This is a genomic window from Pseudomonas sp. G3-39 (assembly GCF_054790485.1).
In genome coordinates this window covers 429,519-448,062 of the sequence record NZ_CP186497.1, presented here as the reverse complement: position 1 = coordinate 448,062, position 18,544 = coordinate 429,519, and the positions used below count along the sequence as shown (strand labels likewise).

16 protein-coding genes are annotated in these 18,544 nt (G+C 61.5%); all 16 read right to left on the bottom strand.

What is annotated here, in order from left to right:
* Positions 1-3: 3 nt before the first annotated feature.
* The 16 genes from ACOYXG_RS02000 to ACOYXG_RS01925 all read right to left on the bottom strand — a co-directional run bounded on the left by ACOYXG_RS02000 (position 4) and on the right by ACOYXG_RS01925 (position 18,334).
* Positions 4-1,158: a glycosyltransferase family 4 protein gene (locus tag ACOYXG_RS02000; RefSeq protein ID WP_096794737.1), complete on the bottom strand. Its 1,155-nt coding sequence runs from the start codon at positions 1,156-1,158 to the stop codon at positions 4-6.
* Positions 1,155-2,591, bottom strand: a complete 1,437-nt coding sequence (locus tag ACOYXG_RS01995; protein WP_460355640.1) for a PIG-L deacetylase family protein — start codon at positions 2,589-2,591, stop codon at positions 1,155-1,157. The genes ACOYXG_RS02000 and ACOYXG_RS01995 overlap by 4 nt, the downstream gene beginning before the upstream one ends.
* Before the next feature lie 8 nt (positions 2,592-2,599).
* Entirely contained in the window at positions 2,600-3,496 is an 897-nt protein-coding gene (locus ACOYXG_RS01990) for an antimicrobial resistance protein Mig-14 (RefSeq protein WP_460355638.1), read from the bottom strand.
* Positions 3,496-4,626: a glycosyltransferase gene (locus tag ACOYXG_RS01985; RefSeq protein ID WP_027611372.1), complete on the bottom strand. Its 1,131-nt coding sequence runs from the start codon at positions 4,624-4,626 to the stop codon at positions 3,496-3,498. The genes ACOYXG_RS01990 and ACOYXG_RS01985 overlap by 1 nt, the downstream gene beginning before the upstream one ends.
* Positions 4,610-6,367, bottom strand: a complete 1,758-nt coding sequence (locus ACOYXG_RS01980; protein ID WP_007967355.1) for a carbamoyltransferase family protein — start codon at positions 6,365-6,367, stop codon at positions 4,610-4,612. The genes ACOYXG_RS01985 and ACOYXG_RS01980 overlap by 17 nt, the downstream gene beginning before the upstream one ends.
* 225 nt (positions 6,368-6,592) lie before the next feature.
* On the bottom strand, positions 6,593-7,447 hold the full coding sequence (locus ACOYXG_RS01975) for a DUF3800 domain-containing protein (RefSeq protein ID WP_150369514.1): 855 nt from the start codon (positions 7,445-7,447) through the stop codon (positions 6,593-6,595).
* Between the two features lie 6 nt (positions 7,448-7,453).
* Positions 7,454-7,789 carry a YceK/YidQ family lipoprotein gene (locus ACOYXG_RS01970; protein ID WP_096794733.1) on the bottom strand — a complete coding sequence of 112 codons (336 nt, stop codon included), beginning with the start codon at positions 7,787-7,789 and terminating at the stop codon, positions 7,454-7,456.
* A gap of 213 nt (positions 7,790-8,002) precedes the next feature.
* Positions 8,003-9,454: a lipopolysaccharide kinase InaA family protein gene (locus tag ACOYXG_RS01965; RefSeq protein ID WP_103368216.1), complete on the bottom strand. Its 1,452-nt coding sequence runs from the start codon at positions 9,452-9,454 to the stop codon at positions 8,003-8,005.
* On the bottom strand, positions 9,454-10,206 hold the full coding sequence (locus ACOYXG_RS01960) for a lipopolysaccharide kinase InaA family protein (protein WP_103368215.1): 753 nt from the start codon (positions 10,204-10,206) through the stop codon (positions 9,454-9,456). The genes ACOYXG_RS01965 and ACOYXG_RS01960 overlap by 1 nt, the downstream gene beginning before the upstream one ends.
* Positions 10,203-10,937, bottom strand: coding sequence for a lipopolysaccharide kinase InaA family protein (locus ACOYXG_RS01955; protein WP_097087069.1), 735 nt, complete (start codon positions 10,935-10,937; stop codon positions 10,203-10,205). Before ACOYXG_RS01955 ends, ACOYXG_RS01960 begins: the two co-directional genes overlap by 4 nt.
* A complete protein-coding gene (rfaP, locus tag ACOYXG_RS01950; RefSeq protein ID WP_285376413.1) occupies positions 10,937-11,743 on the bottom strand; it encodes a lipopolysaccharide core heptose(I) kinase RfaP in 807 nt (268 codons plus the stop codon). The genes ACOYXG_RS01955 and rfaP overlap by 1 nt, the downstream gene beginning before the upstream one ends.
* Positions 11,744-12,865 carry a glycosyltransferase family 4 protein gene (locus tag ACOYXG_RS01945; protein ID WP_135294812.1) on the bottom strand — a complete coding sequence of 374 codons (1,122 nt, stop codon included), beginning with the start codon at positions 12,863-12,865 and terminating at the stop codon, positions 11,744-11,746.
* On the bottom strand, positions 12,865-13,926 hold the full coding sequence (gene waaC / locus ACOYXG_RS01940; protein WP_027611365.1) for a lipopolysaccharide heptosyltransferase I: 1,062 nt from the start codon (positions 13,924-13,926) through the stop codon (positions 12,865-12,867). Before waaC ends, ACOYXG_RS01945 begins: the two co-directional genes overlap by 1 nt.
* Position 13,927: 1 nt before the next feature.
* Positions 13,928-14,962 carry a lipopolysaccharide heptosyltransferase II gene (waaF, locus tag ACOYXG_RS01935; RefSeq protein WP_047290935.1) on the bottom strand — a complete coding sequence of 345 codons (1,035 nt, stop codon included), beginning with the start codon at positions 14,960-14,962 and terminating at the stop codon, positions 13,928-13,930.
* A gap of 310 nt (positions 14,963-15,272) precedes the next feature.
* On the bottom strand, positions 15,273-18,212 hold the full coding sequence (gene glnE / locus ACOYXG_RS01930) for a bifunctional [glutamate--ammonia ligase]-adenylyl-L-tyrosine phosphorylase/[glutamate--ammonia-ligase] adenylyltransferase (protein ID WP_460355629.1): 2,940 nt from the start codon (positions 18,210-18,212) through the stop codon (positions 15,273-15,275).
* Positions 18,209-18,334 carry a hypothetical protein gene (locus ACOYXG_RS01925; RefSeq protein ID WP_256198919.1) on the bottom strand — a complete coding sequence of 42 codons (126 nt, stop codon included), beginning with the start codon at positions 18,332-18,334 and terminating at the stop codon, positions 18,209-18,211. The genes glnE and ACOYXG_RS01925 overlap by 4 nt, the downstream gene beginning before the upstream one ends.
* Positions 18,335-18,544: the final 210 nt, after the last annotated feature.

The following is an 18,544-nucleotide window of genomic DNA, read 5'->3' as shown; positions in this document are numbered from 1 at the left end:
CGCTCACGGCTGCTCCTTGCGGGCCTGCTCCAGGCCGGAATCGATCAGGTCCAGATATTCCTGACGGAACACCTCGATGTCGTGTTGTTCCTGCAGATAACGGTAGGCCTGTTCGCCCTTGGCCTTGAGCTCGTCGTCCGACAGCGCCAGATAGTTATCCAGCGCGGCGACCAGACTCGGCACGTCCTTGGGCGTGATCGCCAGACCACCGGCACCTTCGATCAGCGGCAACATTGCCGGCACGTTCGAAGCGATCACCGGCAAATGGCCGCTCATGCCTTCGAGCAAGGCCAGGCCCAGGCCTTCGGCCAGCGACGGCATGGTCCAGATGTCGAACGCACGCACGTATTGCAGAGCGTTTTCCTTGAAGCCCAGCAGGTGCGCGCGACCGCTCAGGCCCAGTTGCTCGATCTCGGCCGCCAGCGGTGCCTGCAGGCGCCCGGCACCGATGATCGCCAACTGGGTGTTCGGGTATTTGTCCTTCAATGCGGCAAAGGCTTGCAGCAGATAGGTGTGGCCCTTGACCGACACCAGCCGCCCCAGTGCGCCGATCAAACGCACATTCGGATCGAGGCCCAACAACTCGCGAGCTTTTTCGCGGCTGTGCTGCAAGCCCTCGGCCTGCTCGATGTCGATGGCATTGGTGATGGCGTAGGTGTTCTGGTCGGTGAAGCCGCAATCGCAATCGAGCAGGTACTGTTTGACCGCTGGCGACACACCGACGAAGCGCCAGTGCCGATCAATCAGACGCTGGGTCTGACGACGCCGGTAAAAGCGATCGTACTCGCCGAAACCGTGGGAGATACCAATGCACAGCGGCACCTTCAACCAGCGGTTGAGCGCCAGCATCATGTTCACCGGTTTGAAGCGGTTGCAGATCACCACGTCGAACTTTTCCCGGCGGCAGAACTTGTACAACTGCCACATCGCCCGCAGGCGCATGCCCTTGAGCGACTTGTCGGAAAACTCGAAGTACACCGAATGGTCGGCCCGGCTTACCGGCTCGCCCGGCCCCGGTTTGCCGCGCAGGAAAGCCGCGGTGATCTCATAGCGATCGCTCGGCAGCGCCTTGACGATCTGCTCGGCGAGGTCGGCAAAGTCATGGGCTTTGACGTTGTAGTCGGGTTGCAGCTGCAACACCTTGAACCGTTGACTCATGACTCTCCCCGCTGGACGCCTGTCTCACCGTGCTTCAGTAGCCAGAACAACTCCTGGCGCCTGACTGCTTTTCGAAAAAATTCGTTTTCGCCGTACACCGACCCAGCCCGCCCGGCGAGCACACGCTGGATAACCCGGCGCAGGCGACGCTTGATCGGTGCCGGCGGCTGCAGGTCATGCATCATGCCCAGCGCCATGGCCTTGTCCCGTTGCAACTCGATGGACAGCGGCAGGCACAAAGGCTGCATCGGCACCGCCGAATCGAAGGCCGGCGGCAAGGCAATGCCCTGCCCGGTGTTGCCCATCGGCCAGCGGTCGTTGTCGTGCAAGTGGTTGGCGTAACCGAGCAGCGTCGGCTGCCAGTCGAGACCCTGGAGCGCCTGCAAAACAGCTTGCTGGGCGCAGATATGGTCAGGGTGCGGATCGAGAGTCGGGTGCGGCAGCACGATCACGTCAGGACGGGCGCGCAACAGCACTTCACGCAGGTCGGCCAGCAGGTTGTTCCAGCTCGGCGCACCATCGACATCGCCCGGCAGAGTGAACGGATTCAACTGGCGAAACAGGCGCGTGTCGTTCAGGTCGGCTTCACGCGAGCCCACCGCCTGATTCGGCGCGGCCTGCATCGCCGCCAGTTGCAGGCAAAAGTAACCGAGTTGCACGCAGTGTTCCTGCGGCACACCGGCCCAACGCGGCACGGCGAGGCTGTCCCAGGCACGCAGACGGCCCTTGAGCCGCGCGGCCTCGACCTTGCTCATGCCCATCTGCTGATAATGTTCGGCTTCGATCTCGCCAGCGGTCAGGGTGACGATCCAGGCTTCGTCGGCCTGACTGTACAAGCCATAGGCAGCCAACTCGGCATCGTCGGCGTGCGGGGCGATCACCATCACCCGCTGACGGCGATAGTCCGGTTGCTCCAGTGCCCACAGCACCGGCTCGCCGGAGACCCGGCAGAAGCGCCCGCGCAAGCGCAACTGGCCTTGCGCCAGAGCTTGCGCCTGACCGCTGAGGTTCAGGTAACGCAGGCCATTGACCCCGCGCTCGAAGGCTTGTGCATCAGGATGCGTCCCGCCGAGCAGTTCGACGCGTGGATCAAAGAACCGTCCCAGCCAGGTGCTTTTAACCTTTACCGCGAGGATCAACGTCGCTTCGTCGACCAGCATCACACCCTCGTCCAGGCGCAATTGCTCGCCGCTCAAATGCACCTTCGGCTGCGGTGTAAACGGCGGAAAGCTGTACTGGTAATCGTCTTTCGGCGAATAGAACAGGTGATCGGCAAACCACGCTTCATGGGCGACCCAGCCAACCACCGCGAGCACCAGCGGCAACCACCACGCGACCAGCACACCGAGCGCGATCAACACGCTCAGGGCGATCAGCAAGGTAATGCGTTTATTGCGACGATGACGCTTGAGCAGTTGCTGTTTGCGGCTCATGGGCTGACTCATACGGTGAACACCGGCACAGGATTGCACCAGCGATCCTTGTATTCACGGTCGGCGCGACCGAAGGAAAACCGCAGCGGCTTGTTCAGTGCTCGCGCGTGTTCCCAGGCGCTTTGAGTATTGAGGAAGCTCAACACGCTGCCGGGGCTGAATTCGCGGGTTTCGGGATCGACGCCGCCGTTGATGTACTCGACGCTGATCCACTCCGGCGCTTCGACGCGGTACACCAGTTGAATGGCGATCGGCGCATCATTGAGGAAGATCACCGAGCCGATCAGCAGTTCGCGCAGCAGCTCGATGACTTCGGCCATGCGCGCCGCGCCGGTGGCCGGGAAGCCCCAGCGGCGCTGGAACAGATCACAGTAGATCGCCGCCAGTTCGGCACTGGAGAACTCGGCAACCGGACGCACCACGCCACCCGCCTCCTCCAGCAGGCGCAGTTCGCGGCGCTGGTTGTAGCGGAACTTCTTCGACAGTTCTTCGGGGGTGCGGGCCATGGCCAATTGTTCGGTCTGCAACTTGAGGCCGCTGAAGCGGTTTTCGTTGAGCGCCGACAGATAGCGTGCGCGATGGCGCAGGGGTGCCTGGGCATCGGCAGCGGCCGGCAGGATCAGCTCGGCATTGCCGAGGTCGAACAGGCCTTTCTTGCCGTTGCGCTTGAGCACGTCCTTGGACAGGGCCAGGTCGCGGCCCCAGGTCGGGATCGCCGCTTTGACTTCACCGTCCTGCTCCCACGCCAGATAGCGCACCGGGATGCCGGCCAGATCCGCCAGACGCTCGACGACCAGTGGATGGGTCGCGACACTGCCGCCAAAACGCTGCCAGGCGGTGGCATAGGTGGAGGCGTCAACGGGCGACCAGCCACGTTCGCGCCAGCCTTGAAATCGGTTGAGCATCAGCCCCTCGGTGCCAGATCGGTAACTTGCGGCAGACGCCAGAAGGTGTCGCGCACCGCACGGTCGGAGAAACGCTCACGCAGGCGATCGAGCATCAGCTCGGCGCACTGCCGGCGCTGCTGATCATCCATACCGGCCAAATGTTGCAGGCCTTGTGCAAGATGTTCGGCATCGCCCAGCGGGAACAGAATCCCTACACCTTCGACCACTTCCTTGGCCCCGCCACAGGCAGTGGCGAGCAAAGGCACGCCGGCCGCCATGGCCTCCAGCAGCACCATGCCGAACGGTTCGTGATCGGAGCTCAGGGCAAACACATCGAAGGCGCGGAAGTAATTGCGCGCGTCCGGCACCTGACCGAGAAACAACACCCGATCACCGATGCCCAGTTCGCGCGCCAGCTCCTTGAGATCCTGTTCCAGACGGCCCTTGCCGAGAATCACCAGCTGACTGTTGCCCGGCAGACCGGGTAACGCCGCGGCAAAACCGTGCAGCAAGGTGGCCTGATCCTTGTCCGGGTGCAGCCGTCCGACGTTGCCGACAATGAACGCATCCGCCGCCAGACCGAGGGTCTCGCGGGCCTCGCGGGCCGACACCTGACTGGCCTGCAAGGCCGGCACATCGATGCGGTTGTACAAGGTCTGGATGCGGGTCGACGGCCATTTCGGCAGGCAGCGCCGCATGTCGTCGCGCACGGCATCGGAGACGCCGAGCAGACTCAGACGCTTGCGGAAAATGTGCGCGAACAGCTTGCGCGTGCCGCGTTTGTAATCGTCAAACGCGTGGTGCACGCCAATCACCGGCAGCGACGTGCCGAGCAAGGCGATGTAGATCGGCTTGAAGCGATGGGCGATGCAAAAACTGAAATTGCGTGAAGCGGCGATCTTGCGCAGATCACCGATGGCGCCCAGCTTCAGGCCACGAATGGCCTTGGAGCTGTATTCCATGAACAACACTTCATCGGAAGCACACGCTGCGGCCACCTCGCTATCGGCGGCCCCGGTCAGAAAGACCGTGGTCACCCGATAACCGGTGCCCGCGAACAGGCTGGCGTACTGCCGTGCGCAGTCGAGGAACGGCCCGTCATAGCCGTGACAGAACTGCAGCACATGGCGTTCAGCCGAGCGAGTCATAAGCGTTTGCGCCCTCTTTGACCACCAGAATGTCTTCCATGATCAGGTACTGCAGATCGGAGCCGAAGAACATGTTCAGGGCGTCGGTCGGCGAGCAGATCATCGGCTCACCACGACGGTTCAGCGAAGTGTTCAGCGACACGCCGTTACCGGTGAGGTTTTCCAGCGCCTTCATCATGTCGTAGTAGCGCGGGTTGTATTCGCGCTTGAGGACCTGGGCACGGGAAGTGCCGTCTTCGTGGACGACTTCCGGCACGCGGGTCTTCCACTCTTCCGCCACTTCGAAAGTGAAGGTCATGAACGGCGCCGGGTGATCGATCTTGATCATCTGCGGTGCAACGGTGTCGAGCATCGACGGGCAGAAAGGCCTCCAGCGCTCGCGGAACTTGATCTGGTGGTTGATCCGGTCAGCCACACCGGCCACGCTCGGGCAACCGATGATCGAACGACCACCGAGCGCACGCGGACCGAATTCCATGCGGCCCTGGAACCAGGCCACCGGGTTGCCATCGACCATGATTTTGGCGATCTGCTCCGGCATGTTGTCGAGCTTGCGCCAGGTCGGCTTGTTCTCGTGACGGGCGCACGCGGCGATCACGTCTTCGTTGCTGTACGACGGGCCGAGGTAGACGTGTTCCATCTTCTCGACCGGCACGCCACGGGCGTGGGACACATAGGCTGCTGCGCCGACCGCGGTGCCGGCATCGCCGGACGCAGGCTGGACGAACAGTTCCTTGATGTCATCGCGGGCGATGATTTTCTGGTTCAGCTTGACGTTCAGCGCGCAGCCACCGGCGAAGGCCAGCTTGCCGGTTTCCTTGAGCACATCGCCCAGGTAGTAATCGATCATCTGCAACGCCAGTTTCTCGAACAGCGCTTGCATGCTGGCGGCGTAGTGGATGTACGGTTCGTCGGCGATATCGCCTTCACGCTTCGGACCCAGCCACTCGATCAGCTTCGGCGAGAAGTAGAAGCCTTTGCCCTTCTCTTTGTAGCGACGCAGGCCGATCACGTTGGCGTAGTCGGTGTTGATCACCAGTTCGCCGTTCTCGAACGAGGCCAGACGCGAGAAGTCATATTTGCTGGCGTCGCCGTACGGCGCCATGCCCATGACCTTGAACTCGCCGTCGAGCATCTCGAAACCGAGGAACTCGGTGATCGCGCCGTACAGGCCGCCGAGGGAGTCCGGATCGAAGAATTCCTTGATCTTGTGGATCTTGCCGTTTTCGCCATAACCGAAGAAGGTCGTGGCGTACTCGCCCTTGCCGTCGATGCCGAGGATCGCAGTTTTCTCTTTGAAACCCGAGCAGTGGTAGGCGCTGGAGGCGTGAGCGAGGTGGTGCTCGACCGGCTCGATCTTGATCTTCTTCGGATCAAAACCCAGTTGCTCCAGGCACCAGACGATCTTGTTGCGATAGCGCTTGTAGCGACGGTTGCCCATCAGGATCGCATCGAGGGCGCGATCCGGCGCGTACCAGTAGCGCTTGGCGTAGTGCCAGCGGGCCTTGCCGAACAGGCTGATCGGGGCGAACGGAATCGCCACCACGTCAACGTCGGACGGCTTGATACCGGCCTGTTCCAGGCAGAACTTCGCCGATTCGTAGGGCATGCGGTTCTTTGCATGCTTATCGCGGACGAAGCGCTCTTCTTCAGCCGCCGCCACCAGCTTGCCGTCGATGTACAAGGCGGCTGAAGGGTCATGGCTAAGGGCGCCGGACAGGCCAAGAATCGTCAATGCCACAGGGTCTAGCCTCTTTAGTCTGCATTCAGGCGCGATGCGCCTTGAAAATTGATGTGCCCTCGCACCGGGCGAGAGACAGCTAAAGGGCGGGATTATAGCGTAAAAGCGCCGACAAGCCTCTAGCGGAACTGGCCGGCCTTTGCGTTGACACTCCCGAGCCTCTCAACATAGACTTCCGTGCAAATGGGCTGGGGGATCCCGGTCGGCGCTAATGCCTCGGTGAGATCACCGGGGCTTTTCGCTTTCTGGGGGAGGGAAAACCTTCAACCCCCAATTCTCGAAACCTTTCCCAACTTTATTCCGCCCACCGCTGCAATAGAACTTGCGCCTGAGCACATCAAACGCGCGATTTTCCTGACCCGCCCTCAAAACACTCATGCCGATCGGCCTTGCAACAAGATCAGCCAGCTGCAATCCGGTGGAATTGACTTGTTTTGTGGCGAAGACGATGTCAAACGGCAGTTGAACCCCCAATCGGTTAGACCCGCCACAAACCCTGCGAAACTCCAGCTCAAGCTCGTTATCCTCCCGCTTGCCTCGCCGCTCGAAAATCACATGCGTTAACACTTTATGTTGATGCTTTTCCTGCAAAAACTCATGCAGCGTTTCCAGACAGAAGCCGAGAGCCAAGTGGTAGGGGTTGTCCGCAGATGCCTGCTTTTCGCGCAGCAAGGCCTTGTCGATAACGCAACTGATCAGGACAAAATTGATGGCCTCGATAATGCCGGTCAATTCGTCGAGAAAGGCATGCTTGTGCACTCTCGAAGTGAACAGGCTGGAGAACGCTCCTTTTTCTTTTCGAATCTCCAGCTCATGCAGCACGATCAGATCGTGCCCCATATGGTTGAACTTGAATTTCTGGACAGCCGGAATGACCTTTTCGCAGTAATGCCTTTTTTGAAAGACGCAAAAAGCAAGCACGAATATAGGGTAATAGGGATCCAGCTTCTGCATCCCTTGATCACCGCTTTCATCAACATAGACGATGTAGTCGCTGTATCTCCCGGACGGATACAAGAGCGCTGCCGCTTCAACAATCGCTTGCGACTCGCTCTGGTTTTCAAACAGAGAAAATTGCAAAAAAAGTTACCCGCGATCTGTTCGCCAATAGATGCCGATATTGCCATCCACGACCTGTTGATAAATCGTATACGGCAACACCACCGTATCCAGCACCCCGGACAATGGCAGGTCCAGCAACACGAATGGCACCAGGACGCCGGAGGGGTCAGGGGGCGCGTGGAGCACACAGAAGTCGAACGCCAGACCGCTGTAGATCCGTGGAATCGATTGGCAGTAGGTTTTCTGTTTGCGCATGTCGCGGGCGACGTCAGCGTCCATTTGCAGGACCGAGGCGGCGGTGCCGCAGCCGGATAAAAGCCATGCGCAGGTGCTGAGTGTTAAAGCGTTTTTGATGGTCAAGTCTTGCCCTCCGAAGTGGTCAGGGCAAGCTAGCATCGGGGCTGGAGCGGGCACAGTTCATGGCTTCTGGAGAAGCTGTAGGACAAGTCAGTGCAGTTTGTCCGCTATTGCTCAACGGGAGTTTTTTGGGGCTTTAAAGCCCTGTTGCGAGCAGGCTCGCTCCTACAGGGGAATGCTATCCCATGTGGGAGCCAGCCTGCTGGCGAAGGCGGTTCAGGCCGCGCTGGAGATGTCCTTGGGCAACCGCTGATCGATCACCTGATACAGCGCGCTGCTCTCGGGCCAGTTGCGCATGAACCGTGCCCGATCCCGCGCATAGGCCGCTGCGAAACTTCCGACAGAGCTGTGCTGACACATCGAATCCAGGTCGATCAGTGCCCAGCGATCTTCCTGCCAGAACAGATTATGCCCCTTGAAGTCGCCATGACTGATGCGCTCGGCAATCAACCGTGCGAACAGTTGATCCAGCGCCTGCAACTCGGACTCCGGCGCCGCACCGCTTTCCACATATGGCGCAAAGCGCTCGATGATGTCCGGCCCTGGCAGGAACTCGGTCACCAGATAGGCGCGGCTGCGCAGCCACAAAAAGCGCTTTTCCAGCACTGCCAGCGGTTTCGGCGTAGCGATGCCAAGGAATGCCAGACGATTACCTTCACGCCAAGAGTGCCACGCGCGGCTCGGACGCCAGAAACGCTTGAGCCAGTGCGCGAAGCCTTTGATGTTGTAGCGCTTGATCACCAGTGTACGCCCGGCCACTTCGACCTTGCCGACGCTCGCCGCGCCGCCGGTCTTGTACAGATGGCCCTGATCGAGCAGTGCATCGGCCTGATCCAGCACCGGGAGCATCGCCGCTTCTTCCTCGCGACGGATCGCCCGCAGACCGAACGCACCGCGCTGCACACTGAACAACGTGCACTCGCGGCCCACCTTGATCAGGTAATCCTTCAGGCGCCAGGCGCGCACCTTGGCGATCTGCTTCTGCAAGGCTTCCAGCGGCAACGCGTGTTCGCTGTTGCTCAGCAGGTAATACACCAGCAATTCTTCGGTGAACGGCTCAAGAGACTTGGGCAACTGGGCGAAAAACACCCCGAGGTTTTCCAGCACTTTCTGCCGTGACAACGGCTGGCCAGCGGTCTCGGCACAAATCCCGGCACCGTCGATCAGGTACAGCTGACCGCCCTGGCGCAGCAGGTTGTCCAGGTGCAGATCTTCCTGCCACAGGCCTTTGCCATGCAGTTGACCGATCGCGCCCAGCGCCTCGGCGAGTACCGCCGATTGCTCGTCCGCCAGCACTGGCAGCGATTCGACTTTCTGCCAGGCCTCACCGAGGCTTTCAGCACCTTCGAGGAACTCGAACAGCAGCCAGCCGCCCTCGCCATCCGTCAGGCCATCAGCCAACAACAGCGGCGTGGTCAGACCTTGTTCGGCGAGCAACTTGACGCCCGCCAGTTCACGCTGAAAATGCCGCGCAGCTTTGCTGCCCACCAGTAATTTGGCCAGCACCGGCCGGCCGCGCCACACCCCTGCACCGACATAGCGCTGCCCCGGCAACACCCGCAGCAGACTCAGCAGTTGCAGATCCGCTGGGCCTGCCGCATCGGCAAGCGAAATCGTCAGCGGCAGACTCGGCGCACGTCCGGCGTTTTTCAGTTCTGACAAGCGCATCAACGGGTCTCCTTGCGACTGCGCCGTGCAGTCAGGCGCGTCACCCAGGTGTCGACCAGCGAACTGTTGACTGGCTGATCGAGATAGGCCGCGAGCAACTCGCGCAATTGCGCTTCGCTCCATTCCGGCGCACGACGCAGCAGCGGCTCCAGATCCTTGACCCGGTCGCGCATGCCGAACAGCAGGGGTCGGGTCTTTTCCAGGTCGATCAACTGCGCCTTATACGCGTCGCCATCAGCCTGCAAAAAGATGTGTTTCGGATAAAAGCAGCCGTGTACCTGACGCACGCCGTGCAGCTGGCGCGCCAGTTGTCCACAGGCCTGGAGAATGGCCGATTGCTGCGCGGCGGTCAGGTCGGACCAGCGTTGCAACAGCGAATCAAGATCGTCCCAGCCGTCGAGGGCACGGGTCAGCAGGATCGCCTGGACATCGCCCTTGACCTTGCGCTCACCGAAGAACGCCGCTTGCAGCGCCGGGATCCCTAACTTGTTGTAGCGGCTGATATTGCGAAACTCGCGGGCGAAACTCGGCTCGCCGAACGGCGCATGCAGGGTGCGGGTCAGGTAGTTGCTCTGGCGCTTGAGGTAGTAGGCCTGCCCTTCCAGCTCCAGGCGAAACACGCTGCTCCAGCCACCGCCATCGGTGTTCGGTTCGTCCACGGCTTCGAGCTGTTTGGCCCAGAGCGCGTCGAAAGTGCCGAGGCCATGACGCTCAAGCAGCGCCCGGTCTTCAGCGGCCAGGAAATCAGTCATTCGCGCCCCTCGAAAAATCTCACCACGTGGCGAATCCGTTTCTTGTCGGCGGCATTCAGCCGATCACGTCCGCGGTATTGCAGGTAGAAGCGCAGGCGCTGGGTGTTCGACAGGTGATACTTGGCCACCTTGTCGAGACAGGCCAGATCCTTGGTGATCCGGTACTTGAGCCAAAAGCCGCGCCAGAAGTCGCCATTCGGGCAGTCGATCAGAAACAGCTGCGCCTGATCGTCGATCAGCAAATTGCGCCACTTCAGATCGTTATGGGTAAAGCGGTGATCGTGCATGGTTCGGGTGTAGCCGGCCAGTTGGCGGCTGATGCCATCAACCCACAGGCGATCCTTGAGTTTCGGATCGTTGCGTTCGGCCAGCGCCGAGAGGTCTTCGGTGCGCGGCAGCTCGCGGGTGATCATGGCGCCACGGGCATAGGCCGCGCCACGTCGCTCCAGGCCCCAGGCCACCACTTCGGCGGTGGGAATGCCCCACTTGGCGAAGCGCTTGAGGTTCTGCCACTCCATCTTCACCCGGGGCTTGCCCAGGTAACGGCGCAAGCCTTTACCGGCGCCGACGTAGCGTTTGACGTAGTAATTCACGCCGTTGCGCTGCACGCGGATGACTTCGGACAGAGGGTCACGGGTCAGGCGCTCGCCCTGCAGGGCAAACACCGCTTCGAGGCTGCCGAAATCTTCGGCCAGTTCGCTGTATTGCGGTTCAAGCGTCCAACCCGCCATCAGAGCGCATCCCCGTAACGCTGTTTGCGCGCATAAAGCTTGTTGGCCTTGCCTTCGAGCCAGCTCAGCAACGGCGCTTCTTGCGCCAGGATCTGCCGTAGCGGTTGCTGGAAGTAGCCCTTGAGGAAACGCAGCTTGTCGCGACGGGTCAGACCGATGTCCAGCGCCGAGAAATACAGCGCGGCCAGGTCCTTGTTGCGCCAGCGTTGAGTAATTCTTGGGCGAGTCTGGGCGCGGTGCAGGTCGATCACCGAGAGCTTGAAATCGTCCGGGGTGATCGGCTTGTCGGTGTGCAGCAGAAAGTGGCAGATGTAGCAGTCGCGGTGGTTGACCCCGGCGCGGTGCATCATGCCGGTCATGCGCGCCACTTCAGCGATCAGCGCGTGCTTGAGTTTCGGCTGCGGCGGGTTCTTGACCCAATCGATGCTGAAGTCTTCGAGGCTGATGGTCGGCGCCAGCTCTTCGGTGACGATGAACGAATGCTGATCCGCCGGGTTGCTGCCCTTCTCGCCGTAAGCCACGGCGGTCATGGTCGGCACCCCGACTTCCTGCAAACGCTGGATTGCCTTCCACTCCTGACCCGCGCCGAGCACCGGCAGCTTGGCGGTCAGCAGGTTCTTGAAGATCTCGCCCCAGCCGATGCCCCGGTGGATCTTGACGAAAAATCCGTTGCCGTCGACTTCCGTGCGCAGAGTCCGTCGAGCTTCCAGCTCGCGGTAGACTTCGCCCTGCAAGCCTTCGACTTCGGCGAACGGGTCGCGCCCGGCCCAAAGGCTCTTGAACGGTTCAGCCAGCATCAACTTCATTTAAGCGTGCTCCGCCAGAATCACATCGGCCGCGTGCTGCGGCATGCTGTAGAGGTCGGCCGTCTCGGCGAAAGCCAGACCATTGCGGCTCCAGGCCGCGCGTGCAGCGTCGTCATTCAACATGTCAGTCAGGTACTGCGTCAGTTGCGCCTGATCGAACGGCTCGTCCAGCACTCGCCCGGCGTCCGCCTCGGCAATGTAATGGGCGTAACCGCAGACCGCGCTGACCAGCACCGGCAACCCGGCGACTAGCGCTTCGAGCAATACTGTGCCGGTGTTTTCGTTGTACGCCGGGTGGATCAACAGGTCGGCGCCAAGCAGGAAGCGCGGGATATCGCTGCGACCCTTGAGGAAGGTCACGTTGTCGCCCAGGCCCAAAGTCGTACTCTGCATCTGGAACAATTTGGGGTCATCCTGGCCGATTACAAACAGCCGGGTGCGCTTCTTCAGCTCGGCGGGCAGTGCAGCCAGCGCCTTGAGGCTGCGATCGACGCCCTTGGTCTTGAACCCGGAGCCGATCTGCACCAGCAGCAATTCATCGTCCTTGAGGCTGAATTCGGCGCGGAAACCGGCGCGAATCTGGTCGGCATCCGCCGGCCGGCGACGATCCTGGGCGATACCCGGCGGCAGCAGGTGGAAGCGCTCCAATGGCGTGTCGTAGTGCTTGATGAACAGCGGCTGCTGCACTTCGGAAATCATCAGCACTTCGGTTTTCGCGTCTTTGGCGAACACCGCGCGCTCGTACTCGGCGAAGTGGCGGTAGCGGCCCCAGCGGCGGTACAGCGAATGGCGCAGGTTCTGCGCCTTGTCTTCGAAGCAGCCGTCGGCGGCGTAGTAGACGTCCAGCCCCGGCATCTTGTTGAAACCGATCAAGCGGTCCACCGGACGCTTGGCCAGATCCGCTTCCATCCACGCCGTGAGTTTCTCGTTGCGCCGATGATTGAAGAACGCCTTGACCGGCGCCACCAGCACTTCGAAACCGGGCGGCACGTCGCCTTCCCAGATCAGCGTATAGACACGGATCTGATGGCCGCGCTTCTGGCATTCGAGGGCGATGCGCATGAAGTCGCGCTGCAAGCCACCGAACGGGAAATATTTGTACAGAACAAAAGCCAATTGCATCAGCGCAGCTCCTCAGCCATTAACAACGTGCTCAGTCGGCTGGCGACACGCTCGGGATTCACACGCGTGAAGCACAGCGGCTGCTCGCGTTTCAGGTCAAACTGACGGGCATCCTGCGCGGTCGGTTGGTAAGTGCATTTCTTTTGCAGGCAAGGGGCGCAGGGGAAATCACTGGCCATGTGAATCTGCACCTTGCCGTAGGCGCCAGTCAGGCCCGGGTTGGTCGGGCCGAACAGGGAAATCGTCGGCACGTCCAGCGCGGCCGCCAGATGGCCGAGGCCGGTGTCCACCGCGACGCAAGCCTGGGCGCCGGCCAGCACTTTGCCGACCCCGGCCAGATTCAGCTTCGGCAACACTTCGGCGTGCTTGAAGCCAGCGGCAATCCGTTCGGCACGGGCCTTCTCCAGCGGGTTGCCCCACGGCAGTTTGACCCCGACGCCCAGATAGCCGACGCGTTCGGTCAGCTCGCGCCAGTAGGCTTCCGGCCAGTGCTTGGTGTCCCACGTGGTGCCGTGCAGGAACACCACGAACGCGCTCTTGCGCGGCAATTCCACCAGACGCTCGACGTTGAGGCCGTAGTCGCCCAACCCTTTGGGCAGGTCATAACCAAGGGCGATGGCGAACAACTGACGCACCCGTTCGACGGCGTGTTGCCCACGGGCCACCGCCAGTTTGCGATCGTAGAAACGTGCGGCAATCGGCTCACGCGCCGAGCCTTTGTCGAGACCAGCTACCGGGGCTTTGACGTAGCGCGTCAGCCAGGCGCTTTTCAGCAGGCCCTGAGCGTCGATCACCAGATCGTATTGGCTGGCGCGCACGCTTTGCTTGAAGCGCTTCCACTCGCCACTCTTGATGGTCTGCCAGAGGTTCTTGCGCCAGCGACGGATCGCCACGGGAATCACCTTGCCGACGGCCGGGTGCCAGGTCGGGATCTCGGCGAAGCCTTCTTCCACCACCCAGTCGAACTTGATCCCGGGGATGGCCCGGGCCGCGTCGGTCAGCGCCGGCAACGCGTGAATCACGTCGCCCAGCGATGAAGTCTTGATCAGCAATACCCGCAACTTAATGAACCTCGACCACGGAGCCCTGCAGTTTCTGCAAGGCATCGTTGACCGCGTCCGGCATCAGCTGGCGCAGGCAGTTGTAATGGCCGAACCGGCAGGTACGGTCGAAGCACGGGCTGCAATCGAGTCCCAAACGAACGATTTCGACGTGCTCGGCCAGCGGCGGGGTGAACCCCGGTGACGTAGAGCCGTAGACCGCCACCAGCGGACGGTTCAGCGCCGCCGCAACGTGCATCAGGCCGGAGTCGTTGGACACCACCGAGTCTGCGCAGGACAGCAGGTCGATGGCCTCGGCCAGCGAGGTACCGCCGCTGAGGTTGACTGATTCCTCACGCAGGCCGGGAATCAGCCGCGCGCGAATGTCTTCGCCTACCGCGTGGTCGTTTTTCGAGCCGAACAGCCACACCTGCCAGCCTTCGCGAATCCGCGCTTCGGCAACCTTGGCGTAGTGCTCGGACGGCCAGCGCTTGGATTCGCCGAACTCGGCGCCGGGGCACAGGGCCAACACCGGACGGTCCAGAGTCAGGCCGAACTTGGCCAGCGCCGCTTCGCGGGTCACCGGATCGATTTGCAGGCTCGGACGCGGATAAGGCTTCGGCAGCTCGGCGTTCGGCTCGTAAGCCAGCGCCATGAAGCGCTCGATCATCAGCGGATAACGTTCTTTATCCAGCGTGCGCACGTCATTGAGCAGGCCGTAGCGGAATTCGCCACGCCAGCCGGTACGCTGCTTGATGCCGGCGAAAAACGGCACCAGCGCCGATTTCAGCGAGTTCGGCAGCAGGATCGCCTGATCGTACTGGCCGGCCAGGGACTTGCCGATTCGCCGTCGAGTGGCCAATTCCAGTGCGCCATGGCCGAGCGGGAAGCTCAAGGCCTTGCGCACTTCAGGCATGCGCTCAAGGATCGGCCGGCTCCACTCGGGGGCCAGCACGTCGATTTCGCATTGCGGGTGGCGCTGCTTGAGACACTGAAACAGTGTCTGCGCCATCACCATGTCACCGACCCAACTGGGCCCAACGATCAGAATATTCATGTGGTTTCCATAAACGAACCGGGGAGGCATTTACGCCTCCCCGCCTCGAGAATCACTGAGGGAGCGGCGCTGCTTGCGATGGGTCATTACCTTCAACATGACTGTCGACTGTCACTCCGCTATCGCGAGCAGGCTCGCTCCCACATGGTTTTGCCTCTGTTCACACATCTGCGACTCACCGCAGATCACTGTGGGAGCGAGCCTGCTCGCGAAGGGGCCAGCACATTCAACATCCATGCTGGCCGACCGACCGCCTTCGCGAGCAGGCTCGCTCCCACCTTTTGAATCTCATTGCCTTCACCGGCGCGCTTCAGCTTAGCCCCAACTCTTTCCAGATCCGCAATACCTGCCGGCGCTCCTCGACAAACTGGTCGCCTGCAATCACCCCGGCGTCCTTCTGCAAGGCTTGTCGGTGGGCGGCGGAGCGGTAGGCTTTATAGGCCTCGCGCAACAGGCTGGCATCTTCGGCAGGCATCAGCCCTTCGTGTTCCAGCTCTTCCAGAATGCGGATGTTATCGGTCCAGCGCAGCAATGGCGGGTGGCTTTGCGACCACGCCAGGGCCGCGTATTGCACCATAAATTCAATATCGACGATACCTCCGGCGTCCTGCTTGAGGTCGAACGGCGCCGTGGCCTCGAAGGCATTTGCCGCGGTACCGGCCGCCGTGCTCTTGCTGCCGAGGTTATCGCGCATCTTGGCACGCATCTCGCTGACTTCCTGCTGCAGCTTGGCCAGATCCCGCGCCTTGCCCAAAACCTGCGCACGGACTTTCTCGAACGCCTGGCCGACATCCTGACTGCCGACCAGCACCCGCGCCCGCACCAGAGCCTGATGTTCCCAGGTCCAGGCTTCATTTTCCTGATAGCGCTCGAAAGCACCGAGCGAGCTGACCAACAGCCCCGACGCGCCGGACGGGCGCAAACGCATGTCCACTTCATACAGCTGGCCGGAGTTGGTCTGCGCCGTCAGCAAGTGAATGATCCGCTGCCCCAGCCGGGTGAAGAACTGCGCGCCATCGATCGGCTTCGGCCCGTCGGTTTCCGCCTGCGGATCGCCGTCATGGATGAACACCAGATCCAGATCCGAACCATGCCCCAGTTCCAGCCCGCCGACTTTGCCATAACCGACAATGATGAAGCCGGGATCGCACAAACTGCCATCGGTGCGCAGCGGCGTGCCGTACTTGGCCACCGTCTGGCGCCAGGCCAGCGCCAGCACTTGCTCGAGAATCGCTTCGGCGAGCCAGGTCAGGTAATCACTGACTTTCATCAACGGCAGACTGCCAGCGATTTCCGAGGCGGCGACGCGTAAGCGGTGCGCCAGTTTGAAGTGGCGCAGGGCTTCCATCTGCTGTTCGAGGTCGTCCTCGGGGATCCGCGTCAGCCGCTCGCGCAGCTCGGCGGCGAGTTCCGGCGCCAGTGGCGGCTTGAACAGCCGGCCTTCATTGAGCAACTCGTCGAGCAGCAGCGGGAAACGGGTGATCTGTTCGGCAATCCACGGACTGGCCGCACACAGCGTCAGCAAGCGCCGCAGGGCGCCGGGGTTTTCCGTCAGCAGGACCAAATAAGCCGAACGTCGGGCGACCGCTTCGACCAGCGGCAGCACCCGCTCCAGCACCAGATCCGGGTTGTCATGCTCCACCGCCTGGGCCAGCAGGCGCGGGATAAACGCATCAAGACGCTCGCGACCCAGCCGCTGCATCGCGCGCAATTGCGGACTGCCACGCAGGCTCGCCAGCGCTTTCAGGGCCTTGGTCGCATCGGCGAAACCGCCCTCTTCGAGCTGCCGGCAAGCGGCCTCTTCATCCTGCGCCTCTTCCCACAGCGGCAACCACTCACCGCCGACCACCACTTCGCAGTCGGCGCCCTCTTCTTCATCGGGATCGGCGATCACCTGCGCGAAGTGCCAAGCCACCCGGCCACGCCAGAACATCAGCTTTTCATGGAAGGCGTGCCAATCGGCGAAGCCGAGCATGAACGCGATGCGCGCCTGATCCTGAGCGCCGTCCGGCAACATCTGGGTCTGGCGGTCCGCAATCGCCTGGATCGCGTGTTCGGTGTAACGCAGGAATTCGTAACCTTCGCGCAGCTCGCTGATCACCGCCGGTGGCAGGTAGCCCTGTCCTTCCAGCGTGCTCAGCACCTTTAATAAAGGACGCTGTTGCAGGCTCAAATCGCGCCCGCCGTGGATCAACTGAAAGGCCTGAGCGATGAACTCGACTTCGCGAATCCCGCCGGAGCCGAGCTTGATGTTGTCGGCCATGCCCTTGCGCCGCACTTCCTGCTGGATCAGTTGCTTCATGGTGCGCAGCGCTTCGATCGCCGAGAAGTCCAGATAACGCCTGTACACGAACGGGCGCAGCATATCGAGCAACTGCGCGCCAGCCGCTTGATCACCGGCCACCACCCGCGCCTTGATCATCGCGTAGCGTTCCCAGTCGCGGCCCTGATCCTGGTAATACTGTTCCAGCGCATTGAAGCTCAGCACCAGCGCGCCGGACGAACCGTACGGGCGCAGGCGCATGTCAACGCGGAACACGAAGCCGTCGACGGTCATCGGGTCGAGGGCCTTGATCAGGCGCTGACCGAGACGAATGAAGAATTCCTGATTATCCAGCGCGCGTTTCACGCCGACGGTTTCGCCGCCCTCGGGGTAGGCGAAAATCAGGTCGATGTCCGACGACAGGTTCAGCTCGACCGCGCCGAGCTTGCCCATACCAAGAATGACCATCTGCTGCGGCAGACCGCTGCGCCGACCGGTCGGCGTACCGAACTGCTGGCAATGGCGGCTGTACAGCCATTGGTAGGCCTGATCGATGGTGGCGTCGGCCATGTCCGACAGATCGCGACAGGTCTGCACCAGATCGGCCTGGCGGTTGAGGTCACGCCAGATGATCCGCACTTGATGGCGTGCGCGCTGGCGGCGCAGGACGCGCCCGAGTTCGTCTTCGCTTTGCGCGGTGTTCACGGCGGCGGCAATCTGCGCGCACAATTCACCCGGTGCGAACGGCCGGTCGAGTTCGCCGGACTGCACCAGTGACAACAACATCAAAGGGTCACGAACGCTCTGTTCAATAACGAAATCGCTGGCGGCACTGACGCGGGCGAATTGCGCCCAGCGTTCCGGGGTCCAGTTGGAGAAGCCGTGATCGTCTTCCAGCGCGGCGACGGCCGCACGGAACGACTGCTCGGATCGAGTGACCAACGGCAGGAGAATGGCGGGGAGTTCAGCGAGCACGGGCAGGGTCATGGTCTATCCTTGATCGGCGTGTAAATGGCCGCTTGTAGTGTTTGATGAAAACCCGCTACGCGAAGGACTGTCGAACAAAAGTTAGAAATAGCTGAAATTTCTTCTTCTTTGGCATCCAGCATCAAACTTTCACCTTTTTCGGATGGTAATCGACCAACCTTAACGATTATTCTCACAACGCAGTCGGAGGCCACAAGCCTTTCCTCTGTAGTTTTACTACTCGTCTATACAGGCGAAAGGCTGAAATGCTCAAAGATTTGTAGTAAAACTACACGCCGCCGGAACAACCTGTCGGCAATCCAAGAATTTTAAATCGTCTGCCCACAAGGCCA